Source organism: Allobosea sp. FW305-C-101 (assembly GCF_058783685.1).
In genome coordinates, this window is record NZ_JBYSYT010000001.1 from 221485 (window position 1) to 242806 (window position 21322).

18 protein-coding genes and 2 tRNA genes are annotated in these 21322 nt (G+C 67.3%); 2 read left to right on the forward strand and 18 right to left on the reverse strand.

Features of this window, described 5'->3' with window-relative positions; genetic code table 11:
• Positions 1-42 precede the first annotated feature (42 nt).
• Genes AC3WMA_RS01045 through AC3WMA_RS01070 form a run of 6 tightly spaced genes read right to left on the reverse strand, consistent with a single transcriptional unit; the run spans position 43 to position 5787 of the window.
• Positions 43-912, reverse strand: coding sequence for an ABC transporter permease (locus tag AC3WMA_RS01045; RefSeq protein WP_492283567.1), 870 nt, complete (start codon positions 910-912; stop codon positions 43-45).
• A complete protein-coding gene (locus AC3WMA_RS01050; protein ID WP_492283568.1) occupies positions 909-1853 on the reverse strand; it encodes an ABC transporter permease in 945 nt (314 codons plus the stop codon). The genes AC3WMA_RS01045 and AC3WMA_RS01050 overlap by 4 nt, the downstream gene beginning before the upstream one ends.
• Complete coding sequence (locus AC3WMA_RS01055; protein ID WP_492283569.1) at positions 1850-2980, reverse strand: NAD(P)/FAD-dependent oxidoreductase; 1131 nt, start codon at positions 2978-2980, stop codon at positions 1850-1852. Before AC3WMA_RS01055 ends, AC3WMA_RS01050 begins: the two co-directional genes overlap by 4 nt.
• Complete coding sequence (locus AC3WMA_RS01060; RefSeq protein WP_492283570.1) at positions 2977-4395, reverse strand: FAD/NAD(P)-dependent oxidoreductase; 1419 nt, start codon at positions 4393-4395, stop codon at positions 2977-2979. Before AC3WMA_RS01060 ends, AC3WMA_RS01055 begins: the two co-directional genes overlap by 4 nt.
• Complete coding sequence (locus AC3WMA_RS01065; protein WP_492283571.1) at positions 4392-4688, reverse strand: (2Fe-2S)-binding protein; 297 nt, start codon at positions 4686-4688, stop codon at positions 4392-4394. The genes AC3WMA_RS01060 and AC3WMA_RS01065 overlap by 4 nt, the downstream gene beginning before the upstream one ends.
• The gene (locus tag AC3WMA_RS01070) at positions 4669-5787 is read right to left on the reverse strand and encodes an NAD(P)/FAD-dependent oxidoreductase (RefSeq protein ID WP_492283572.1); all 1119 of its coding nucleotides are present in this window, start codon (positions 5785-5787) and stop codon (positions 4669-4671) included. Before AC3WMA_RS01070 ends, AC3WMA_RS01065 begins: the two co-directional genes overlap by 20 nt.
• 92 nt (positions 5788-5879) lie before the next feature.
• On the opposite strand from AC3WMA_RS01070, the gene AC3WMA_RS01075 reads away from it, so the two are divergent.
• Positions 5880-6797: a LysR substrate-binding domain-containing protein gene (locus AC3WMA_RS01075; RefSeq protein ID WP_492283573.1), complete on the forward strand. Its 918-nt coding sequence runs from the start codon at positions 5880-5882 to the stop codon at positions 6795-6797.
• 138 nt (positions 6798-6935) lie between these two features.
• Here AC3WMA_RS01075 and AC3WMA_RS01080 read toward each other — a convergent pair whose 3' ends face one another.
• The 10 genes from AC3WMA_RS01080 to AC3WMA_RS01125 all read right to left on the reverse strand — a co-directional run bounded on the left by AC3WMA_RS01080 (position 6936) and on the right by AC3WMA_RS01125 (position 18133).
• Complete coding sequence (locus tag AC3WMA_RS01080; RefSeq protein WP_492283574.1) at positions 6936-8486, reverse strand: ABC transporter substrate-binding protein; 1551 nt, start codon at positions 8484-8486, stop codon at positions 6936-6938.
• Between the two features lie 213 nt (positions 8487-8699).
• Positions 8700-10616, reverse strand: coding sequence for a CocE/NonD family hydrolase (locus AC3WMA_RS01085; RefSeq protein WP_492283575.1), 1917 nt, complete (start codon positions 10614-10616; stop codon positions 8700-8702).
• Positions 10617-10627: 11 nt separating this feature from the next.
• A complete protein-coding gene (locus AC3WMA_RS01090) occupies positions 10628-12235 on the reverse strand; it encodes an ABC transporter substrate-binding protein (protein ID WP_492283576.1) in 1608 nt (535 codons plus the stop codon).
• Positions 12236-12249: 14 nt separating this feature from the next.
• The gene (locus tag AC3WMA_RS01095; RefSeq protein WP_492283577.1) at positions 12250-13278 is read right to left on the reverse strand and encodes an ABC transporter ATP-binding protein; all 1029 of its coding nucleotides are present in this window, start codon (positions 13276-13278) and stop codon (positions 12250-12252) included.
• Positions 13275-14246 (reverse strand): ABC transporter ATP-binding protein, encoded by a 972-nt coding sequence (locus tag AC3WMA_RS01100; protein ID WP_492283578.1) that lies wholly within the window; start codon positions 14244-14246, stop codon positions 13275-13277. Before AC3WMA_RS01100 ends, AC3WMA_RS01095 begins: the two co-directional genes overlap by 4 nt.
• Before the next feature lie 3 nt (positions 14247-14249).
• On the reverse strand, positions 14250-15170 hold the full coding sequence (locus tag AC3WMA_RS01105) for an ABC transporter permease (protein WP_492283579.1): 921 nt from the start codon (positions 15168-15170) through the stop codon (positions 14250-14252).
• Positions 15170-16141 (reverse strand): ABC transporter permease, encoded by a 972-nt coding sequence (locus AC3WMA_RS01110; protein WP_492283580.1) that lies wholly within the window; start codon positions 16139-16141, stop codon positions 15170-15172. The genes AC3WMA_RS01105 and AC3WMA_RS01110 overlap by 1 nt, the downstream gene beginning before the upstream one ends.
• 107 nt (positions 16142-16248) lie before the next feature.
• The gene (locus AC3WMA_RS01115) at positions 16249-17148 is read right to left on the reverse strand and encodes a LysR substrate-binding domain-containing protein (RefSeq protein WP_492283581.1); all 900 of its coding nucleotides are present in this window, start codon (positions 17146-17148) and stop codon (positions 16249-16251) included.
• 324 nt (positions 17149-17472) lie between these two features.
• A tRNA-Asp gene (locus tag AC3WMA_RS01120) sits at positions 17473-17549 on the reverse strand.
• A 116-nt stretch (positions 17550-17665) separates the two neighbouring features.
• A complete protein-coding gene (locus AC3WMA_RS01125) occupies positions 17666-18133 on the reverse strand; it encodes a hypothetical protein (RefSeq protein ID WP_492283582.1) in 468 nt (155 codons plus the stop codon).
• Positions 18134-18249: 116 nt separating this feature from the next.
• Here AC3WMA_RS01125 and AC3WMA_RS01130 point away from each other — a divergent pair.
• A tRNA-Val gene (locus tag AC3WMA_RS01130) sits at positions 18250-18325 on the forward strand.
• Between the two features lie 26 nt (positions 18326-18351).
• Here the strand turns inward: AC3WMA_RS01130 and AC3WMA_RS01135 are convergent.
• On the reverse strand, positions 18352-18564 hold the full coding sequence (locus tag AC3WMA_RS01135; RefSeq protein WP_492283583.1) for a hypothetical protein: 213 nt from the start codon (positions 18562-18564) through the stop codon (positions 18352-18354).
• 123 nt (positions 18565-18687) lie between these two features.
• Positions 18688-21114: an endopeptidase La gene (gene lon / locus AC3WMA_RS01140; RefSeq protein WP_492283584.1), complete on the reverse strand. Its 2427-nt coding sequence runs from the start codon at positions 21112-21114 to the stop codon at positions 18688-18690.
• Between the last annotated feature and the right edge of the window lie 208 nt (positions 21115-21322).

Sequence of the window (21322 nt, forward strand, 5' to 3'; positions counted from 1 at the left end):
TTTCCTTCTGCGGCAAACAGCCGGACCCGTGACCACGCGCCGTCATCGTGCGCGCGACTTCGGATCGGCGGCATCGCGCAAGGCATCGCCAAGCAGATTGAGCGCGAACACCGTCGCCAGGATCGCAAGGCTCGGGAAGACTGCCAGCCACCAGGCGTCGAGGATGTTCTCGAAACCCTCGCGGATCATGCCGCCCCAGGTCGCGGCCGGCGGCGGCACGCCGAGCCCGATGAAGCTGAGCGAGGCTTCGGTGCGGATGGCGGAGGCGAGCCAGAGCGAGCTCATCACCACGACATCGGAGAGCATGTTGGGCAGGATGTGCCGCGTCATGATCCGGAACGGGCCGCAGCCATAGGAGCGGCTCGCCTCGACGAAGTCGCGCTGGCGTAGCGTGATCGTCGGGGCGCGGGCGACGCGGGCGAAGGGCGCGATCTCGGTCACCGCGATCGCGATGATCAGGTTCTCAAGGCTGGCCCCGAGCATGGCCGCGATCATCAGGCCGAGCAGCAGCGTCGGGAAGGCCAGCATCACGTCGAGCACGCCCATGACGATCTGGTCGAAGAGGCCGCCGATATAGCCGGCGGCGACGCCGATCGCCGTGCCGACCAGCATCGCGATCAGGATCGCGAAGAAGCCGACGAAGAGCGAGATGCGGGCGCCATAGATCAGGCGCGAGAGCACATCGCGCCCATAGGAGTCGGTGCCGAGCCAGAACTCGGCCGAAGGCGGCTCGAGCCGGGCGACGATGTTCTGCTCCAGTGGGTCGTGCGGCGCGATCCAGGGCGCAAGCGCCGCGACGCAGATGATGAACGCAAGCAGGACCAGACCGATCCAGGCGAGCTTGTTCTGGCTGAAGGCGAGCCAGAGGCCGCCCGGCCGGATGTCGACGGTGGTGGTGGCGACGGCGCTCATGTGTATTTCACCCTCGGGTCGACGAGGCCATAGGCCAGGTCCGTCAGCGTGTTCACGACGATCACGCAGATGGCGAAGATGATCATCAGCCCCTGCAGCAGCGTGTAGTCGCGGGCGTTCAGCGCACCGATGATCAGCTTGCCGAGGCCCGGGCGGTTGAAGATGATCTCGGTCAGCACGGAATTGCCGATCAGCGTGCCGAAATAGAGCCCGACCACCGTGATGATCGGGATCAAGCTGTTGCGCAGCGCATGCGTCACGACGAGCTGGCCGGGGCCGACGCCCTTGGCGCGGGCAGTGCGAATATAGTCCTCGGTCAGCACGCCGAGCATCGCCGCGCGGGTCACGCGCATCACATAGGCCGTCATGATGATGCCGAGATTGAGCGCCGGCAGCGCCAGCGCCCGTAGCCTCTCCGTCAGGTCGCCGGAGCCGCTGGTATTGCCGAGCACGGGGAACCAGCCGAGCTGGATCGCGAAGACGATCAGCATCAGGATGCCCGAGACGAAGGCCGGGAAGGACAGGCCGACCAGCGAGACGACGCGCGCGACATAGTCGACCCAGCCGTTGCGGGCGAGCGCGGCCGCGACGCCCAGCGGCAGGCCGAAAGCGAGGCCGATCACGATGGCCGCGACCGTCAGCTCGATGGTCGAGGGCAGGACGAGCAGCACCTCCTGGATGACATTGCGGCCGCTGCTGAGCGACTGGCCGAGATCGCCGGTCAGAACCTTGCCGATGAAGGCGAGGTACTGGACATGGACCGGCTGGTCGAGGCCGAGCTTCTCGCGCAAAGCCGCGAGCGAAGCGGCACTCGCCTGATCGCCGAGGATGACGGAGGCGGCGTCGCCCGGCACGAGCCGGACCAGCACGAAGATCGCCGTCAGCATCACGAACAGCGTCGGTATGGCGAGCAAAAGACGTCTGACGAAGAAGCCTGTCATGCGGCGACCCTTTCCTGCATCAGGCGTTGTGGCGCGAAGGCTGCGATCTCGCGGCGGGTGTGGCCCTCGACGACGAGTTCGGCGAGGATCGATCCGACGATTGGCACGAGCTGGAAGCCGTGCCCCGAGAAGCCGAAGGCATGGACCAGCCCGGCGACACGGGGCGAGGCTCCGATCACCGGCAGGTGATCGCGCGTCTGCGCCTCGATCCCCGTCCAGCAGCGGGCGATGCGCACGCCGCGCACGGCCGGGAAGAGGTCGCTGGCGGCGCGCGCGCCCTTGGCGAGCTCGCGGAAATTCACGGTGCTGCGCTCCCGGTCGAGATCGGCCGTGCCCTGCAGGCCGCCGCCGATCACGAGCGTGCCCTGGCTCGCCTGCTTGAAGGAGAGTGCCCGGCCGACGACGCTGACGACGGGATCGAGCAGCGGCGCGAGACGCTCCGTCACGATCATCATGGAGGCGCGCACACCGAGCGCGATGTCGTCGCCGAACAGCGCCGCGAGCCGGCCAGCCCAAGCGCCGGCCGCATTGACGACGACGGGCGCGCGAAAGCGGCGGGCGGCGCACATCAGCAGCCAGCCCTCCCCCTGCCGGTCGACCGTCTCGACGCCGCAGGCCTCGGCGATGACGACGCCCTCTGCCTCGCAGGCGCGGCGAAAGGCCAGGATGGTCCGGTGCGGATCGGCGGCGCCGTCGCGCCGCGCCACCAGCGCACCGACGCAATGCGGGCTCAGCGCCGGCGCCAGGCGACGCAGCTCCTGCGCGTCGATCAGCTCCTCATGCGCATAGCCGAGACCACGCATCCTCGCCTCGCGCTGGATCAGGGCCGGCATGTGCTCGTCCCGCTCCGCGACATTGAGCTGACCCTGCGCCTGGAAGCCGCAATCGTCGCCGACGATCTCCTCGATCCGGTGCCACATCGCCATGGCCTCCAGCGAGATCGGCACCTCGGCGAGATCGCGGTTGAGCGTGCGCACACCCGCAGCGGTCGCACCCGAGGCGTGACGGCCGGTCCAGCGCCGCTCGATCACCACGACGCGCCGGCCGACGCGGGCCAGATGCAGGGCCGCGGAAAGGCCATGCAGGCCGCCGCCGACGACGGCGACGTCGAAGCTTTCCGCGTTCATGCGGCCGGCTCCCGCTCGTCGAGGCTGGCAAGCTCGCCGAGCGTCACCGGCTTCAGCGGTGGCCGGATGCGGTAGAAGCCGACCTGCTCGACCGGCCTGTTCTGAACCGCGGCGACGATATGGGCCATGGTGTAGCCGCATTGCCGGCCCTGGCACGGCCCCATGCCGGCGCGAGTGAAGGCCTTGAGCTGGTTCGGGCCGGGCCGCCCCTGAGCGGCACGCATGCGCAATTCACCGGCCGTAACCTCCTCGCAGCGGCAGACCAGCGTCTCGTCGGCCGGTGCGAAGACCTGAGGGCGCGGCGCATAGAGCGCATCGAGGAAGGGACGCAGCGCGAGCGCGCGCGCCAGCGTGGCCCGCTCGGTGCGCGCCGCCGTTTCAGCGGCGCCCTCACCCAGCTTTCCAAGCCTGCTCGCGACCCGCAGTGCCGCGAGCCGCCCACGCGGCTCAGCCGCCTCGGCCCCGCCGATACCAGCGCCGTCGCCGGCGACGAATATCTTCGCCTGCGTGGTCTCGCCCCAGGCGTCGAGCACCGGCACCTGACAGTGCTGGCTGGCGTTCCATGTCATCGCACAGCCGAGCGCGAGCGCGGCGTGGATGTTCGGCACGACACCTTCATGGACGAGCAGCACCTCGGCCGCGACCTGTGCCTCCCGTCCGTCCTCAGTGCGGTAGCGCAGGCTTTCGAGGCGCCCGTCGCCCTCGGCGCGCAGCTCCGCGATGTGACGGATGATCGGGAAGCCGGCCCGCTTCAGCGCGAGCGACCAGGACAAACCCTTCAGGAGATCGCCGAACCGCCCGATCGCCTGCGGCAGATGGCGCAAGGCCGGTGCGAGGCGACCGCGAGGCGTGGTGTCGAGGAAGCCGGCGATCCGCCCGCCCGCCGCGACGAGCTGCGTCATGTAGAGCAGCGGCAACGGCCCACAGCCGGCAATCCAGACCGGCTTGTCCGGCACGGAATCGGCGGTCTTCAGCAGGATCTGCGCGGCACCGACCGTCAGCACGCCGGGCAGCGTCCAGCCCGGGAACGGCACGGGGCGCTCCTGCGCGCCGGTGGCGAGGATGATCGCCTCCGCCGTGACGCTGCGGGCCTTGCCGTCGCGGCTCAGGAAGGCACGAAAGCCCGGCTCGATCTGCCAGAGCTGCGCCTGCGGCTCGTAGAGCGCGCCGCAGGCGCGGAAGGCGGTAGCCCGGTCGACGCCCGCACGATAGGCTTCGCCGAGGCGAGCGAGGCGCGGCGTCGCGGCAACGGTCTCGATGGCGCGCCAGATCTGGCCGCCGGGCGCCGGCTGGTCGTCGACCACCCGCACGGAAAGGCCATGCTGGCGCGCCGTCACGGCGGCGGCCATGCCGGCCGGCCCGGCGCCGACGATCAGGAGATCGGTATGGCTGAGGTCGGGATGCGCGTTGCTCATGCCGAGAGGCTCCGGCGGCCCTGCTGTCGGGTGACCGACATGCCGTCCCGCACCGGCGTCAGGCATCCCTGCACGGAACCCTGACCATCGACCTCGACGAGGCATTCGAAGCAGACGCCCATCATGCAATAGGGCGCACGGCGGCTTTCGGAGACCGGCGTCGTCCGGCTCCAGCCTTCGGGCTGGCGCATGAGCAGCGCGGCGATGCTCTCGCCGGCTTCGGCCCTGACCGGGCGCCCGTCGATATGGACCGTCACGGTTGCCGGCCCCGGATCATGCAGCTTGCGGAACATCGAAGCGTCTCTGGTGGAAGGGGGAAAAGCTTTCGGGCAGCGAGCCGGCGGCGATCGCCCCGGCCAGAATCTCGGCATGGAAGGCCGCGAGCGTCACGCCGGAGTGGCAGAGCGCGACGAAGGCGCCGGGATGGCTCTCGGATTGCGCATAGATCGGGTAGCTGTCCGGCGTCATGATCCGCAGGCCGGCCCATTGCCGGATGAGTCCGACACGCGCGAGCGTCGGGATCATCCTGATCGTCTTGCGGCTCAGCCCGGCCGCCGCCTCCGTCGTCGTCGAGGCGTCGAGGCCGACCCTGTCCTTGGTCGCGCCGACCATCACGGTGCCCTCGGTCGTCTGGCGCAGGCCGCTCACCGGCAACGGCAGGAAGGGGGCGAGCCGCTCAGTGACGAGGACCTGGCCGCGTTCCGGGTGCACTGGCACGTCGAGCCCGACCTGACGGCCGAGCTCCGTCGAGCCGAGGCCGGCGGCGATGACGATACGCGGCGCGCTCACGGTCTCACCGGCCAGCGCGAGCTGGAAATCCGCTCCGGCCTTCTCGATCCGCTCGACCCGCGCACGGTGGCGGATGTCGCCGCCGAGGCGCAGCAGCCCGCCATGCAGCGCAGCCAGCAGCCGGAGCGGATTGGTGTGGCCGTCATGGCGGCCGAAGCTCGCGCCCGACACATCCGGACCGAGCCCCGCCTTGGGCAGGAGGCGCTCCAGCGCCGGCCGGTCGAGCATCTCCCAATCCGGCTCGCCGGCGCCGCGCTGGTTATGGAGGCGCATGAGTTCGAGGCGCCGCTTCTCGAAGCCCTCCTCCCCCAGGCAGAAGGCAAGCCCCCCGTTCTGCTCGTAGCAGAGATCGGTTCCGGTCTCGGCTTCGAGCCCGTCGGAAAAGTCGCGCCACAAGCCGATGCTGTGGCGTGTCAGGGCCTGATAGGCGGGCATGCCGAGCCCCTTGCCCTGCAGCCAGACCAGCCCGAAATTGGCGCGCGCCGCCCGGAAGTCGCCGTCCTCGCCATCGAGCAGCAGGACCTTCTCCGTCCGCCGTGCGAGGCCGTAGGCGATGGCTGCCCCGACCGTTCCCCCTCCGATGACGATGATGTCCGGCCGCATGCGAATTTCCCTTGCCGGCCGTGACGTTAGGAAGCCATGTTGTATTTCGTCAAAGTCGTATTTCTCTCCCTCCTATTCTCCAGGGTTATGGCATGGTCAGGCGGCTCAACCTGCGACAGGTCGAGGCCTTCAAGGCGGTGATCGAGTACGGCACGGTGAGCCGCGCGGCCGAGATGATGAACATCTCCCAGCCGGCGATGAGCAAGCTGATCGCCCATCTCGAAGAGGATACGGGCTTGCGCCTGTTCGACCGGGTCAAGGGCCGGCTCGTGGCGACGCGGCGCGGCATGCGGCTCTACGAGGAGATCGACCGGATTTTCGCAGGCGTCCGGCAGGTCGAGAACGCCGTCGACGCCATCCGCCGCGACGAGCAGAGCCGGCTGCTGATCGGCGTGATGCCGGCCCTCTCTGGCGCCTTCATCCAGCAGGCGACCTGCCGCTTTCTCGCGAGCCAACCGAAGGTCTTCTGCTCGGTGCAGTCGCGCAGCTCGCAATGGATCGCGGACGGACTCGTCACCCGGAAGCTCGATGTCGGCTTCACCGTCGCGCCGATCGACAATCCCTATATCGTCTCCGAGCCGCTGATGGCCCATCCGCTTGTCTGCATCATGCCGCTCGGGCATCCGCTGGCGGAGAAGAGCGTGATCAAGCCCGCCGATATCGACGGGGTCGACTTCGTCTCATTCGACCCGGAGAGCTTCACGAACAGACGGATCGGTCAGATCTTCGACGCCCATGGCGTCGCACCCAATGTCGTCATGGTGGTGAGCATTTCGCCGACGCTATGCGAGTTCGTGGCCGCCGGCGTCGGCATATCACTGGTTCACCCCTCGGCCGTCGGGGGCCTGCGCGGCAGGGTCGCGATCCGAAGCTTCGAACCCGCGGTCAAGCTCGACTTCCAGCTGTGCCGCATCCGCGACAGCCGCAACGCCCGACTGGTCGACGCCTTCCTCGAAGGCGCCCGGTCCGCAGCCGAGGAGATCTCGCGGACGATTCTTATGCCGGACTGAGCCGGACGGCCGCGAGCGCGCGCAGCAACTGCGCGCGGTCGCCCGCGCGCAGTTGCGCCGTCAGGGGGGACCGGCGGAAGGCCGCGACATGGCCAAATCCGACACGCGATCCCCGTCGTTTCGCATCTCGCGTCCGCTTCAACGTGCCTTCAGGGTCGCGGCTTCCGTGATCGGCGGAGCCAGGTTCATCGACCCCTTCAGCTCATAGCCGAAATCGAGCCGGTCGCTGCGCGCCCAGACCTGCCGCAGCTCGAATAGCGGGATGGCGCAGACATCCTCCATGATCTTGCGCTGGGCTTCCTTCCACAGGGCCTTCTGCGCCTCTGCATCCGAGGCGGTCCGCGCCTGCTCGATCTCCTGGTCGCCAACCTTGCAATGCGAGAAATTGGTTGCCGCGGTTGGCGTGTTCACCGTGGCGCGCGAGTGGAAGAACTCACTGAGATAGGTGTCGGCGATCGGAAAGCGCGCCGCGCCGTAGAACACCACGCCGCTCAGGTCCTTGCGCGTCTGGCTCTGATAGGTCGCGTGGTCGACGACCTGCATGTCGAGCTTGATGCCTGCCTTGGCGAGCTGCGCCTGGATGATCTCCATGATCGGCTGCTGCGCCGAGATGTTGGAGACGATGGCCTTGACCGTGATGCCGTCCTTGTGGCCGGCCTCGGCCAGCAGGGCCTTGGCCTTGGCGAGGTCGAACGCGTAGCGGACGGAGCAATCCTCGCCGAGGTAGCCGGGCGGCACCACGGAGCAGCCCTTCGGCCCGACATCCTTGCCGACATAGCGCACGAGGTCGTCGACATTCACGGCGGCGGCGATGGCGCGGCGCACGCGAATATCGTCGAGCGGCGGCACGCTCTGGTTGATGTGGAGCAGCCGGTATTCGCCCGGCCGGAAGATCTCGACATTGAAGCCGGGCCGGCGGCGGGCGGAATCAACCCAGCGCTGCTCGCGCTTGGCATACATCAGGTCGACCTCGCCCGAGGTGAAGGCGAGCTCGCGGGCGCTGTCCGAGGGAATGTTGCGCACCATGATCGTGTCGATCTTCGGCTTGCCGCGGAAATAGGTCGGGTTGGCGGCGAGCTTCACGTATTGTTGGGTCACCTGTTCGACGAAGGCGAAGGGACCAGTGCCAACGGGGCGGCTGCCGAACTTGTCGCCGAGCTGCTCTGCGGCCTTGCGGCTGACGATGTTGCCGCCGTGATAATTCGTCACCCGCCCAAGGAAATTGACGTCCGGATATTTCAGGGAGACCCGCACGGTCAGGTCATCGAGCTTCTCGACTTTCTCGATCGCCGCGAAATCCGAGGAAAAGGTCGAGCGCTTGGGATCGGCCGAGCGCTGGAGCGAATAGACGACGTCATCGGCCGAAAGCGTGCCCCAATCGCCCTGGAACCTGACGTCCTTGCGCAGGTGGAAGGTCCAGACCCTGCCGTTCGGCGACTGCTCCCAGCGCTCGGCCAGGTCCGGCTCGATATCCTTGGGGTCGGCGCTGCCCGGCTTGAAGCGGACGAGCGCGTTGTAGATCCAGCCGACCACGCTCTTGTCGCTGGTGGCGCTGGCGCGATGCGCATCGAGCGTCGAGACGTCGCCGTCGGCGGCAACGCGCAGCACGGCTTCCTGGGCCTGCCCCGCGGCCGGCAAGCATGCGGCGAGCATCAGACCAGCCAGACCGATGACAGAATTCTTCATCATGCACCCCCTCGATTTCTCGTCTTTGAGCCAGTGTGGGCGGAGCGATCCCAAGCTGTCCAAGTCGAAATCCGGGGGAGTGTATTCTGATTGGTTATGGTCCTCCCGACGATCGGGGGCGTTGTCTTGCAAATCTCCAAGGGTTTCGATTGCAGCTGAACTCTGACCTTGGACGTTTCAGCGGCCGTGTTCAGCCCACCGCCAAAGTGTCGCGCGTCATTCCGTGACGCGCGACAGGCCGGACAGCGAGGACAGGGGCACGACGGGAACCATGATGCGGGACGGGCGCGCGGCGTCGCAGAACACCGTGTTGCGGGCAACCTGCCGCCGGCGCCCCTGCCCTTCCGGGTCGAAGGTATTGGGGTTCACATCGAATTTCGGGAAGTTCGAGGAGGAGATGTCGAGCCTGATCCGATGCCCGGCCTTGAACAGCGCCGCCGTCGCGAAAGGCTCGATGGTGATCCGGAACGGAACCTCCGGCTCGATCGGCTCCGGCTTCTCCCAGGACTGGCGATAGCGGCAGCGGAAGATGCCGTCCGTCAGGTTGAGCGCGAAGCCGGTCGGATAATCCACTGAGGGCGGATGCATGTCGACCAGCTTGGCGGTGAAATCCGTGTCGGGCGCGTCGGAGGCGACCCAGAGCTCGACCGTGATCGGCCCGATCACCGCCATGTCCTCCTCAAGCGGCAAGCTTTCGAAGGCGAGCACGTCGCGCCGCGCGATCAGGGGCATGCCGGCATCGCGCGAACCGAAGAAACGCGGTCCTTCGCGCTGGTCGAAGCCGCCGCCCTCGAAGATCGGCTGGCCGCTGGTCAGCGCGCCGCCGATGGTCGGCACGGGGTCGGCCGGGTCGAAATCATAGGTCAACGGCGCAGCGTCCGGAGCCGGCGCGTCGCGCGAGAGCCGGCCGTTGGCGTGAATGTACCAGGCTTGCTGATCCGTGCCGGGCAACGGCCAATGCGAGGTCTCGATCCAGCGTCCGCCCTGGACGAGGCGTCCGTCGGCGTCTTTCTCGCCCGAGCCGCCGCCCATCAGGAACAGGCGTAAGGTCGGGTCGGCCTCCAGCCCGTTGGGCTCGTCCCTGAGCCAGCGATCGAACCAGCGCTTGCGGAAATCGAGCCAGTTCGCGCCGACATTCCCGTCGAAGGGCGCGGCCTCGCCGAAGGAGACATCGCCCGCGAAGGTCGACTGGCGGTTGCCGTGCAAGCCGGCCCCCATGATGACGTTGAGATGCCGGCGGCCCGAAGCACTGAGACCCGCGAAATTGTCGAAGGTCGTCTTCACATAGACGTCGTACCAGCTCGACATCAGCAGGATCGGGATGTCGGGCACCACGTCGTAGAAGCCCTCCAGCCACAGGCCCGGCCGTTTCCATCCCGGGCCGAAGGTGCCGGCGCGCCACTGGTCGAGCAGATAGGTCTCGTATTCCGGCACCCAGCGCACCGGCGAACGGCCCTCGCTCCATGGCATCACGCGGAACCAGGCATGCAGGTCCTCCGCGGCGAGGCCGGCGGCGACGACGGGATCGGCGAGCGCGTCCGGGCTTTCCTGCGCCCGGTTATAGGCCCAGGTCGCCTGCTTGAGCTCGAAGGCGCCGCCCTGACGGATGCCGCACGAGAAGGCGTTGGAGAAGCCGCCGGAATCGAGAATCATGCAGGCAAGGCCGGGCGGCGTCAGCGAAGCCAGAGCCGCCTGGGTATGGGCGGCATAGGACAGGCCCATCGTGCCGATCCGGCCGTTGCACCAGGGCTGGCCGACGATCCAGGCGCAGGTATCATAGCCGTCTTCGGCATCGGAAACGTATTTGACGAACTCGCCCTCCGAGCCGTAGCGGCCGCGGCAATCCTGATAGACCACGGCATAGCCGGCCCGGACGAAATGCGCCGCGACATCGGCGCGGGCCATCGGCTTGATCTCGTCGCGACCGATCTCGGAACGCGAGCGCTCGGCCTTGCCATAGGGCGTGCGCTCCATCACGACCGGGAAAGGCCCCGGAAGCGCCTGCCCATTTTGCGCCGGCAGGTAGACATCGGTGGCGAGCCGGACGCCGTCCCGCATCGTCACCATGACATCCTTCAGCGTGACGACGTCATCGCCGCTCTCCGGAGCGACGAAGGGACTGGCGGCCTTCATCGATTGCGGGCTCACTTCGCCAGCCCCGCCCGCGCCGCCGTGGTGTCCTCGGCCATGTTGGCCTCGTAGGTGATGTTGGCCTTCGAGGCCCAGGCGATCTTCTGCCAGTAGAGCGGAATCACCGGCAGGTCGGCGAAGACCATCTTCGACGCGGCCTGGATGGCGGCGATGCGCTTGCCCTCGTCGAACTGCGTCAGCGCCTCGGCCAGCGCCTTGTCAAAGGCCGGGTTGGAATAGCGCGCCCGGTTGAAGCCGCCGGTGCCGGCCTTCGAATCCGCGGTCATGAACAGGTTGCGCATGCCCGGCCCCGCGGTCGGCGTCGTCGTGCCCAGCGAGAAGATGAAGGCGGAGAAGCTCTGCCGGCTCGCGGCGCTGGCATAGACGTTATAGGGCTGCGTCATCACGCCGTTCACCTTGATGCCGCCGCGCGAGAACATCTGGCCGATCGCCTGCGCGATATCCTTGTCACCGGCGAAACGGTCATTCGAGGAATGGATGGTGATGCCAAAGCCGTCCTTCAGCCCGGCCTGCTGCAGCAGGGTCTTTGCGCCGGCAAGGTCATTGGCCACCGGCTTGAGCGTGGGGTCGAAGCCGGCGACGCCCTCCGGCACGAGCTGGCCGGCCGGCACGCCGGCTCCATTCAGCAATCGCTCGACGATCGCCGGCACGTTGATCAGCTTGGCCAGCGCCTGACGCACCCGCAGGTCCTGCAGGGGGTTGGGCTTCAGCGGCTTGCCGTCCTTGTCGGTGACGAAGGGGCTCTCCTCGCGCGCGGTGTCGAGGGCGAGGTAGATCAGGCGGGCCGAGGGGATCGCGTGGACCTTGAGCCCCGCCGTCTTCTCCAGCACCGGCAGGTCGGCCGGCGGCACGCCGTCGATCAGGTCGACCGCGCCCGAGCGCAGCGCCGCGACGCGGGCTGCGTCATTGGCGATGAAGCGGATCGTCACCGTCTCGAAGGCGGGCTTCGGCCCCCAATAGCCCTCGTTGCGGGTCAGGATGACGCGGTCGCCCGGCACCCATTCCTTGAACTTGTAGGGGCCGGAGCCGACGAGCCCGTCGCCCTTGTTGTAGTCCTGCAGGCTCTTGCCCGCGGCGGAGGCGCGCTCGAGGATGTAGACGAAGCCGACCCGCTCCATCAGGTCCGGCGTCGGCACCTCGGTCTTCACTTCCAGCGTCGTCGCGTCGATCGCCTTGGCCGAGATCACGCCCGAGACATTGTTGGAGAACGGCGCCGGGCTGTTGGGCACGTTGCGGGCGCGCTCCAGCGAGAAGGCGACATCGTCGGCCGTGACCGGCTTGCCGCTCTGGAAGCGGGCATCCTTGCGCAGGTTGATCCGCCATGTCGTCGGGTCGACCGCCGACCAGCTCTCGGCGAGGCTCGGCTGCATGCGCAGATGCGCATCGGTCTCTACCAGCCGATCGAATATCTGCATGGCGATGTTCTGGTTGGGGCCGGTGCGCGAGAATAGTGGGTCCATCGCCGAGGGCTCGCTCGCCGTGCCGATGATGAGATCGGCCGCCAGGGCAAAGCCACCGCTGCCGAGCCAGGCGGCGCTGGCGAGCAAGGGCAGGAGCGCGGTGAGGCGAGGCTTGCGGATCGTGTGAAGCTTGGAGGTCATGCGATGTCTCCTCTTCAGGCGCTGCCGCCGGCCGTGAGCGATACGGCGGCGGCCTGGTTGAGATGGCAGGCGCTGAGATGTCCCTCAGCGATCGGTTCGAGAACCGGCCGCGCCTGAGCGCAAGGCGTGAAGATGCGCGGGCAGCGCGGATGGAAGGCGCAGCCGGAGGGCGGATGCAGCGGCGAGGGAATTTCGCCGCGGATCGGCGTGAAGGCGCGGCGGCGCTCCTTCACCGAGGGCAATTCGCGCAGCAGGGCCGCGGTATAGGGGTGGTTCGGCGCGGCGAAGAACGCATCGGCCGGCGCGGTCTCGACCACGCGGCCGAGATACATGATCGCGACCCGGTCGCTGATATGCTTCACCACGCTGAGATCATGGCTGATGAAGAGATAGGTCAGGCCAAGCTCCTCGCGCAGATCCATGAACAGGTTGATGACCTGCGCCTGGATAGAGACGTCGAGGGCCGAGACCGACTCGTCGCAGACGATCAACCGCGGCTTGACCGCGAGCGCCCGGGCGATGCCGATGCGCTGGCGCTGGCCGCCGGAGAACTGGTGCGGGTAGCGCCTGCGGTAGGAGGGGTCGAGCCCGACCTTCTCGAGCAGCTCCGCCACATAGTCGTCCACCTCCCCTGCCCGCACGAGGCCGTGCACCCGCGGCGCCTCGCCGACGAGATCGATGACGCGCTTGCGCGGGTTGAGCGAGGACATCGGGTCCTGGAAGATCACCTGCACGGCCAGGCGCATCTCCAGCGCCTCGCTGCGCGAGAGCGAGGTGACGTCCTTGCCCTGCCAGAGCAAGGTGCCCTCGGTCAGCGGCAGCAACCCGGCCAGCAGGCGGCCGAGCGTGGACTTGCCGCAGCCGGATTCGCCGACGAGACCGAGCACCTCGCCCTGCCGGATGGCGATGTCGACGCCCTCGACGGCATGGACAGTCTCCTCGGAGATGTTCGCGCCGAGGACACGGGCGAGCTTCTCCGCCGCGTCGAGACCGCGGGAAAAGCGCCGGACGAGGCCGCGTCCTTCGATCAGGGCTGCGGTCATGCTGCTGCTCCGGACACGAGCGGGTGGTGGCAGCGGAAGCTATGGCCGCTGCCTTGCTGGCTCGGCTCCTGCTGGCAGATGTCGCTCGCGGCGAAGCAGCGGGTCCGGAAGGCGCATCCGGCGGGCCGTGCCAGCGGAGACGGCGAGAGGCCGGGGATCGGATGCAGCCGCTCGCCGCGCGCCGCGTTGGCCGGCAGCGCTTCCATCAGGCCGCGCGTATACGGGTGTGCGGGCCGGTCCAGCACATCGTCGGTGGCGCCGGTCTCGACGATGCGGCCGGCATACATCACCGCGATCCGGTCGGCGAGGCTCGCGACCACGCCGAGATCGTGGCTGATCCAGATCAGCGCCATGCCGAACTCGCTCGCCAGCCGGCGCACCTCGAACAGGATCTGGCCCTGGATGGTGACGTCGAGCGCGGTCGTCGGCTCGTCGGCGATGATCAGATCGGGCCGATGCAGCAGCGCGATCGCGATGGCGACGCGCTGGCGCATGCCGCCCGAGAACTGATGCGGATAGGCTTTCAATCGCTCCTCGGGCGAGGGAATGCCGACGAGACCGAGCGCATCGCGGGAGCGCACCCGCGCCTCCTCCCGCGAGACCGCATCATGGGCGAGCACGGCCTCGACCATCTGCGTCTCGATCGAGAGCACCGGATTGAGCGTCATCATCGGGTCCTGGAAGATCATCGCGATCTTCTTGCCGCGAAGGCGCCTGAGCCGGTCCGTCGGGAGCCCGACGAGGTCCTCGCCCTGGAACAGGATGCGCCCGCCCGCGACCCGCCCGGGCGGCTCGATCAAGCCCAGGATCGAGAAGCCGGTGATCGACTTGCCCGAGCCGGATTCGCCGACGAGCCCGAGGATCTCGCCACGATCGACGCTGAAGGAGACGCCGTCCACGGCGCGGACCAGGCCCGCCGAGCTGGCGAACTGGGTTTCGAGGTTCTCGACGACGAGCACCGGGGTCATGGCTCAGCGCTCCGCGAGACGGGGGTTGAGCACCTCGCGCAGCCGGTCGCCGACGATGTTGATGCTGAAGACGAGGGTGAGCAACAAGAGCCCGGGATAGACGCTGATCCAGTACTGGCCGGCGAGCAGGACCTGATAGCCGTTGGCGATCAGCAGGCCGAGCGAGGGCTGGGTGATCGGCAGGCCGATGCCGAGGAAGGACAGCGTCGCCTCGGCTGAGATCGCATTCGCGACCTGGAGCGTGCCGATGACGATGAGTGGCGAGAGGCAGTTCGGCAGGAGATGGCCGAAGAGCATGCGCGGCCGCGACAAGCCCAGCATCCTGGCTGCCTCGATATAGTCCTTGCCCTTCTCGACCAGGGCTGCGGCGCGGACGGCGCGAGCGAACATCGCCCATTGCACCAGCACCAGCGCGAAGATGACCTTGCCGACGCCCTGCCCGAGGATGGCGAGCAGCATCAGCGCGACGAGCAGGGTCGGGAAACCCAACATCAGGTCGACGAGCCGCATGATCACGCTGTCGACGCGGCCGCCGAAATAGGCGGCGGAGAGGCCGAGCACGGTGCCGACGACGAGCGCGACGAGACCGGCGAGGACACCGACGAAGAGCGAGGTCCTGAGGCCGTAGATCATGGCCGAGAGCATGTCGCGGCCCTGCACGTCGGTGCCGAACCAGTAGACCGCACCGCTCATGCTCTCGGAGCCAGGGGGCAACTTCGAATCCATGATGTCGAGCGTCGAGAGGTCGTAGGGGTCCTGCGGAGCCAGCGCCGGGCCGAACACCGCGGTGAGGATCAGCAGGATGCAGATGACGGCGGCGATCGTCGCCTTCGGGCTCTTCAGGACGCCGGCGAGCGAGCGCGCCAGCAGGCTGTCGGCATCGGGGCGCAGCGCCGCGAACAGGGCGGGTTTCGCAAGGGCCATCAGTTGCGCCCCAGCCGGATGCGCGGATCGAGGATCGAGTAGAGCACGTCGACCGCAAAATTGAGCACGATGAAGAGGCTGACGACGACGAGCAGGTAGGCGACCACCACCGGCCGATCGAGCCGCATGATCGAATCGATCAGCAGCTTGCCGATGCCCGGCCAGGCGAAGATCGTCTCGGTGACGACGCCGAAGGCGATCAGCGAGCCGATCTCCATGCCGATTACGGTGACGAGCGGGATCATGATCGTCTTCAGCACATGGACGAGCACGACCCGGCGCTCGGTGAGCCCCTTGGCGCGGGCGAACCTGACGAAATCGAGCGGCATGGTCTCGCGCACGCCGGTCCGCGTCAGTCGGATCACCAGTGAGAGCTTGAACAAGGCGAGGTTGGTCGCCGGCAGGATCAGGTGGCGGATGCCCTCCCAGGAGGCGAAGCTGGTCTCGATGCCGAAGATCTGCCCGGTCGGCCCGCGCCCGCTCGAGGGCAGCCAGCCGAGCCAGACCGAGAAGATCATCACCAGCATCATGCCCTGCCAGAAATTCGGTAGGCTGAAGCCGAGGATCGAGCCGGTCATGATCGTCTCGTCAACGACGGAGCGCGGCTTCAGGCCGGCGATCAGACCGAGCGGGATGCCGATGACAAGCGAAATCAGGATCGCGACCAGCGCCAGCTCCAGCGTCGCCGGCAAACGCTCGAAGATCAGCGAGATCGAGGGCTGGTTGAAGACGAAGGAGCGGCCGAGATCGCCCTTGATCGCATTGCCGAGAAAGGCGAGGAACTGCACAGGCAGCGGCTTGTCGAGGCCGAGCGAGGCTTCGACTTGGGCCCGTTCGGCCGGGGTGGCGTCGGGCGCGATCAGCATCTCCGCGGGGTCGCCAATGGCATAGACCCCGACGAAGACGATGACGGCGGTCGCCGCCAGCACCAGCAGGCTCTGCATCAATCGTCGAATGACGAAGACGGTCATCGATGGCTCCCGGCATACGGCAGGGCGGCGTGATCGCCGTTCACCTGTCGCGCCGACCATGAGCGGCGCCGGAAACCCGCGCAACCTTATGCGCAAAGCGCATCGGGCTATGTCCGACCTTGCGCCTCCAGGCGGCTCTTCAGGATGTCGGTGAAGGCCTCCGCCGAGCGCGACATCGGCGCGCCCTTCAGCGTGACGATGCCGTAGGCGCCGTGGATGCAGGGGCTGAACGGGCGCTGCTCGATCGGCAGGTGTCGATAGAGGCCCGCGATCAGCTCGGGCACCACGGCGACGCCCAGTCCACGGGCGACAAGCCCGCAGGTGGCCTCGACGGAATGGACCTCGATGCGCACGATCGGGAAGACGCCCGCCCGCCGCAATTGCCGCTCGAAGGCGAGGCGCGCCGGCCGCTGGCGACCCAGCATGATCAGGTGATGCCCCGAGAGGTCGCGCGGCACGAGGTTCGGCCGCTCCGCCAGCGGATGGCCGGCCGGCATGATGCAGACCGACTCGGAGTGCACGATCTCACGGGCATCGAAGCCCTTGTCGCGCGGCGGCAGGCTGACGAAGCCGATATCAGCCGCCCGGGCCAGCACCATCTGCTCGATCGCATCGTAATGCCCTCCGATCAGCTCGACCGAGGCGTCATGGCGCTGTGCGAGATAGGTCTCGATCACCTCTGGCATCACCGTCGCGATGAAGGAATGCGGCACGGCCACCTTGAGGAAGCGTTGGCCTACGGTCCCGGCCCGCAGATCCTCGGTATAGCGCTTCAGCCGCGCGACCAGCGAGGCCAGCTCGCCGACCTCGTCCATCAGGGCGAAAGCCTCCGGCCGTGGCAGCAGGCGGCCCTTGCTGCGCTCGAAGAGCTCGAAGCCGAGCTCTTCCTCCAACTGCGTGAGCTGCCGGCTCACCGCCGATTGCGAGAGACCAAGCGCGGTGGCGGCGGCGATGGTCGATCCCCCCGCCATCACGGAGCGGAAAATCTCGATCTGCCGGATCTTCATTGGCCGAGTTTCACGCGGTGCAGTTGCAGCAAGAGATCATGCGAGATTGTCGTCATCGGAATCCGGTGTCGGTTCCCCAGGAACCAGACAACCATGGATCATGTCCACGGCACAGCGAAACCGCCCTGAGATTGTCGCAGGCCCCAAGTCCCGATTGGAGCAAGATCAGCGTCGGCCGCTCCCGGGGCGCGAAGGAAAGATCGACGCGCGCGGGCCGCAACCGAAAGCGGCTCATCGTTCCGCAACAGCCGGTCAGGCTACTCCGGACCGAGGCGTTCCAAGATTTTGAGAGAAAGAAAAGATCAGTATCTTCAGGGAGATACATGGCGCGGGCGACGGGGCTCGAACCCGCGACCTCCGGCGTGACAGGCCGGCACTCTAACCAACTGAGCTACGCCCGCGCAGGGCGGCTGGGGCATTCGCCGTCAGCGACGTGGTGAGTATTGCCCCCGGCCGGATGTGTCAAGCGAGTGTCGCCGGCAAAATCACATCTGGGGAAAAATATCCTCGACCTCTCTTATTGCTCGCCTGCGCCTGCCCCGTTTTCCGGGGATGCGAGGCAGGGATCGAGCAGGACATGACGCTTGTCCTGGCGGTTGTATCCGCCGCGCAGGACCGCCTTGTCGCCCAGTTTCAGGTCGCCGGCGCCGTAGGTCACACAGAGGACACGGACGCCCGGCTCGGCGCAGACGGCGACATACCAGAGCGCGCCATCGGTCCGGACGAGGCTCACCGTTCCCGCAATCGCTATGTCGACGCGCGAATCGGCAGGAATCGAATCGGGAAGTTGCGCCGCGATGGATTCGCAGCTCGCCGGCTTGGCGGGCTGCTCGGGATGCGAGAAGGCGGGGCGATCGGCGAAGAAGGAATCGGGCACGAGCGTCTGTGCCGCACCCTGCCCCGAGGCCAAGGCGAGCCCTACACAAGCAGCGACGCCTGCATGGCTCAGAACAGGATGAGGGCGGATCAGGCAGCGCATCTTCATGGTCGCCGCAGGGTGACGATGAAGATGGCGGAATTCGGCCTCTGGCCGATGTTTGCGGGCGGCCTGCCCGACAACGCTTGCGATGCGGCTGCCGAGGCCTTAAACGCGACCGCGTGGGGCGGTTAGCTCAGTTGGTAGAGCGTCTCCTTTACACGGAGAGGGTCGGCGGTTCGAGCCCGTCACCGCCCACCATCATCCCGCACATCGATGGCATCTGGCTATGCCGCGCGATCCGCACGCCGCCTGGCTGCGGCATCCAGCCGGTCGATGCGGCGCAACGCTTCTTCAGCATCCCCCACGCCAACCAGCTTAAGTGGGTCAAGCGGATAAGCGGCCTGCGCCAGCGCCTGCCGCGCCAGCTGCGGCAGGCTGTCGAACGCCGCCCAACGATCCGGCTGTGGCCTGGGCTTCGGACAATGTCGCAGCTTCATGGCTCTCCCGCCTGTTGAAACAGGCTCAAGATGGGCTTGAGCAAGCCGCGTCGCAATCGCGTCGCGCCAAACGAAAACCGCCGGCGCTTGCGCACCGGCGGTTCGTTCTTCCGAGATCTAAGGTCAGTGGGCGACGAGGCCCGCTGCCTCGTCATCCGCTCCCTTGGGCGGCGCGGCCTTGAGATCCTCCTCCCAGACGATCGGAACCGGCTGGCGGGTCAGCGCGTGCTGGAGCACCTGCTCCATGCGCGCGACCGGGATGATCTCCATGCCGTCCTTCACCGACTTCGGCAGGTCGATCAGGTCCTTGGCGTTCTCCTCGGGGATCAGCACCTTCTTGATGCCGCCGCGCAGCGCCGCCAGGAGCTTCTCCTTCAGACCGCCGATCGGCAGCACCCTGCCCCGCAGCGTGACCTCGCCGGTCATGGCGACGTCGCGATTGGTCGGGATGCCGGTCAGGATCGAGACGATGGTGGTCGCCATCGCGATGCCTGCCGACGGGCCGTCCTTCGGGGTCGCCCCCTCGGGAACGTGGACGTGAATGTCACGCCGGTCGAAGAGCGGCGGCTCGATGCCGAAATCGACAGCCCGCGAGCGGACATAGGATGCCGCCGCCGAGATCGATTCCTTCATCACGTCGCGCAGGTTGCCGGTGACGGTCATGCGGCCCTTGCCGGGCACCATGACGCCCTCGATCGTCAGCAATTCGCCGCCGACCTCGGTCCAGGCCAGACCGGTGACGACACCGACCTGGTTTTCCGTCTCCGCCATGCCGTAGCGATAGCGCGGCGGGCCGAGATACTCTTCCAGCAGCGGCTCGTCGACGACCACCTTGGCCTTCTTGCCGAGCACGATGTCCTTCACGCCCTTGCGGACCGTGTTGGAGATCTCGCGCTCCAAGTTGCGGACGCCGGCCTCGCGGGTGTAACGCCGCACCAGGGTCTGCAGGGCGTCGTCGGTGATCGACCACTCCTTGCCGTCGAGCCCGTGCTTCTTGATCGCATTCGCGATCAGGTGCTTGCGGGCGATCTCGGTCTTCTCTTCCTCCGTGTAGCCGGCTATGCGGATCACCTCCATGCGGTCCAGAAGGGCCGGCGGGATGTTCAGCGTGTTCGCCGTCGTCACGAACATCACGTTCGACAGGTCGTAATCGACCTCGAGGTAATGGTCGTTGAAGGTCGAGTTCTGCTCGGGGTCGAGCACCTCCAGCAGGGCCGCCGAGGGATCGCCGCGGAAGTCCTGGCCCATCTTGTCGATCTCGTCGAGCAGGATGAGCGGGTTCGAGGTCTTGGCCTTCTTCATCGACTGGATGATCTTGCCGGGCATCGAGCCGATATAGGTGCGGCGGTGACCGCGGATCTCGGCCTCGTCACGCACGCCGCCGAGCGACATGCGCACGAACTCGCGGCCGGTCGCCTTGGCGATCGACTTGCCGAGCGAGGTCTTGCCGACGCCCGGAGGGCCGACGAGGCACAGGATCGGACCGGCGAGCTTGTTGGCGCGCTGCTGCACGGCGAGATATTCGACGATGCGGTCCTTGACCTTGTCGAGGCCGAAATGATCGTCGTCGAGCACCAGCTGGGCGGCGTTGAGATCCTTCTTGATCTTCGACTTCTTGCCCCACGGAATGCCGAGCATCCAGTCGAGATAGTTGCGCACCACGGTCGCTTCCGCGGACATCGGCGACATCTGGCGCAGCTTCTTCAGCTCGGCCGTCGCCTTGTCGCGGGCTTCCTTGGTCAGCTTGGTCTGGGCGATGCGCTCTTCCAGCTCGGCCAGCTCGTCACGGCCTTCCTCGCCGTCGCCCAGCTCCTTCTGGATCGCCTTCATCTGCTCGTTGAGATAGTACTCGCGCTGGGTCTTCTCCATCTGGCGCTTGACGCGCGAGCGGATGCGCTTCTCGACCTGGAGCACGGACATCTCGCTCTCCATGAGCGACAGGACCTTCTCCAGGCGGTGGGCGACGTTGGTGATCTCCAGCACGCCCTGGCGATCGGCGATCTTGACCGCCAGATGCGAGGCGACGGTGTCGGCGAGCTTGGCCGGCTCGTCGATCTGAGTGACCGCGGCGACGATCTCGCCCGAGATCTTCTTGTTGAGCTTCACATAGCTCTCGAACTCGCTGACGACCGAACGGGCGAGCGCCTCGACCTCGACCTTCTTGCCCTCCTCCTCGGCAAGGCCGGTGGCCTCGGCCTCGTAGAAGGAATCGGACGCGGAATAAGACAGCGCCTTGGCGCGGCCGACGCCCTCGACCAGCACCTTCACGGTGGAATCGGGCAGCTTCAGGAGCTGCAGCACGCGGGCGAGCGTGCCGATCTCGTAGATCTCGTTGGGCTGCGGGTCATCGTCGCCGGCGTTCTTCTGGGTCGCCAGCAGGATGAGCCCGTCCGTCTTCACCACTTCCTCAAGCGCGCGGATGGACTTCTCGCGGCCGACGAAGAGCGGGACGATCATGTGGGGGAAAACGACGATGTCGCGCAAAGGCAGAACCGGGTAGGTGCCGGTCTCGCCTGTGACGAAAGGAGCGCGGGGCGTCGAGCCAGTCATGGCAGTTCCTTTGCAGTTGCGCCCGGCGGACCCCCAAGATGGGCGGAGCGATCGGACGTGTGCGGCCTAGGCGACCATTCGCCTCTCCGCCCTCGCGCATCGCACCCTCATCAGGCATGCGACTCTCGCAAGTGCACCTAAAGTGGAGACTTCCTCGCCGGCTTTCAAGCGAGGTATCCGGCTCATGCACCGCTGTCCTGCAGCAGAC

Excerpts from the sequence above, each read along its gene's own strand:
- lon (WP_492283584.1), bottom strand. The coding sequence starts at position 21,114 with ATGACTGGCTCGACGCCCCGCGCTCCTTTCGTCACAGGCGAGACCGGC.
- AC3WMA_RS01115 (WP_492283581.1), bottom strand. The coding sequence starts at position 17,148 with ATGAAGATCCGGCAGATCGAGATTTTCCGCTCCGTGATGGCGGGGGGA.
- AC3WMA_RS01105 (WP_492283579.1), bottom strand. The coding sequence starts at position 15,170 with ATGGCCCTTGCGAAACCCGCCCTGTTCGCGGCGCTGCGCCCCGATGCC.
- AC3WMA_RS01135 (WP_492283583.1), bottom strand. The coding sequence starts at position 18,564 with ATGAAGCTGCGACATTGTCCGAAGCCCAGGCCACAGCCGGATCGTTGG.
- AC3WMA_RS01045 (WP_492283567.1), bottom strand. The coding sequence starts at position 912 with ATGAGCGCCGTCGCCACCACCACCGTCGACATCCGGCCGGGCGGCCTC.
- AC3WMA_RS01110 (WP_492283580.1), bottom strand. The coding sequence starts at position 16,141 with ATGACCGTCTTCGTCATTCGACGATTGATGCAGAGCCTGCTGGTGCTG.
- AC3WMA_RS01055 (WP_492283569.1), bottom strand. The coding sequence starts at position 2,980 with ATGAACGCGGAAAGCTTCGACGTCGCCGTCGTCGGCGGCGGCCTGCAT.
- AC3WMA_RS01060 (WP_492283570.1), bottom strand. The coding sequence starts at position 4,395 with ATGAGCAACGCGCATCCCGACCTCAGCCATACCGATCTCCTGATCGTC.
- AC3WMA_RS01065 (WP_492283571.1), bottom strand. The coding sequence starts at position 4,688 with ATGTTCCGCAAGCTGCATGATCCGGGGCCGGCAACCGTGACGGTCCAT.
- AC3WMA_RS01075 (WP_492283573.1), top strand. The coding sequence starts at position 5,880 with ATGGTCAGGCGGCTCAACCTGCGACAGGTCGAGGCCTTCAAGGCGGTG.
- AC3WMA_RS01125 (WP_492283582.1), bottom strand. The coding sequence starts at position 18,133 with ATGAAGATGCGCTGCCTGATCCGCCCTCATCCTGTTCTGAGCCATGCA.
- AC3WMA_RS01080 (WP_492283574.1), bottom strand. The coding sequence starts at position 8,486 with ATGATGAAGAATTCTGTCATCGGTCTGGCTGGTCTGATGCTCGCCGCA.
- AC3WMA_RS01050 (WP_492283568.1), bottom strand. The coding sequence starts at position 1,853 with ATGACAGGCTTCTTCGTCAGACGTCTTTTGCTCGCCATACCGACGCTG.
- AC3WMA_RS01070 (WP_492283572.1), bottom strand. The coding sequence starts at position 5,787 with ATGCGGCCGGACATCATCGTCATCGGAGGGGGAACGGTCGGGGCAGCC.
- AC3WMA_RS01095 (WP_492283577.1), bottom strand. The coding sequence starts at position 13,278 with ATGACCGCAGCCCTGATCGAAGGACGCGGCCTCGTCCGGCGCTTTTCC.
- AC3WMA_RS01090 (WP_492283576.1), bottom strand. The coding sequence starts at position 12,235 with ATGACCTCCAAGCTTCACACGATCCGCAAGCCTCGCCTCACCGCGCTC.
- AC3WMA_RS01085 (WP_492283575.1), bottom strand. The coding sequence starts at position 10,616 with ATGAAGGCCGCCAGTCCCTTCGTCGCTCCGGAGAGCGGCGATGACGTC.
- AC3WMA_RS01100 (WP_492283578.1), bottom strand. The coding sequence starts at position 14,246 with ATGACCCCGGTGCTCGTCGTCGAGAACCTCGAAACCCAGTTCGCCAGC.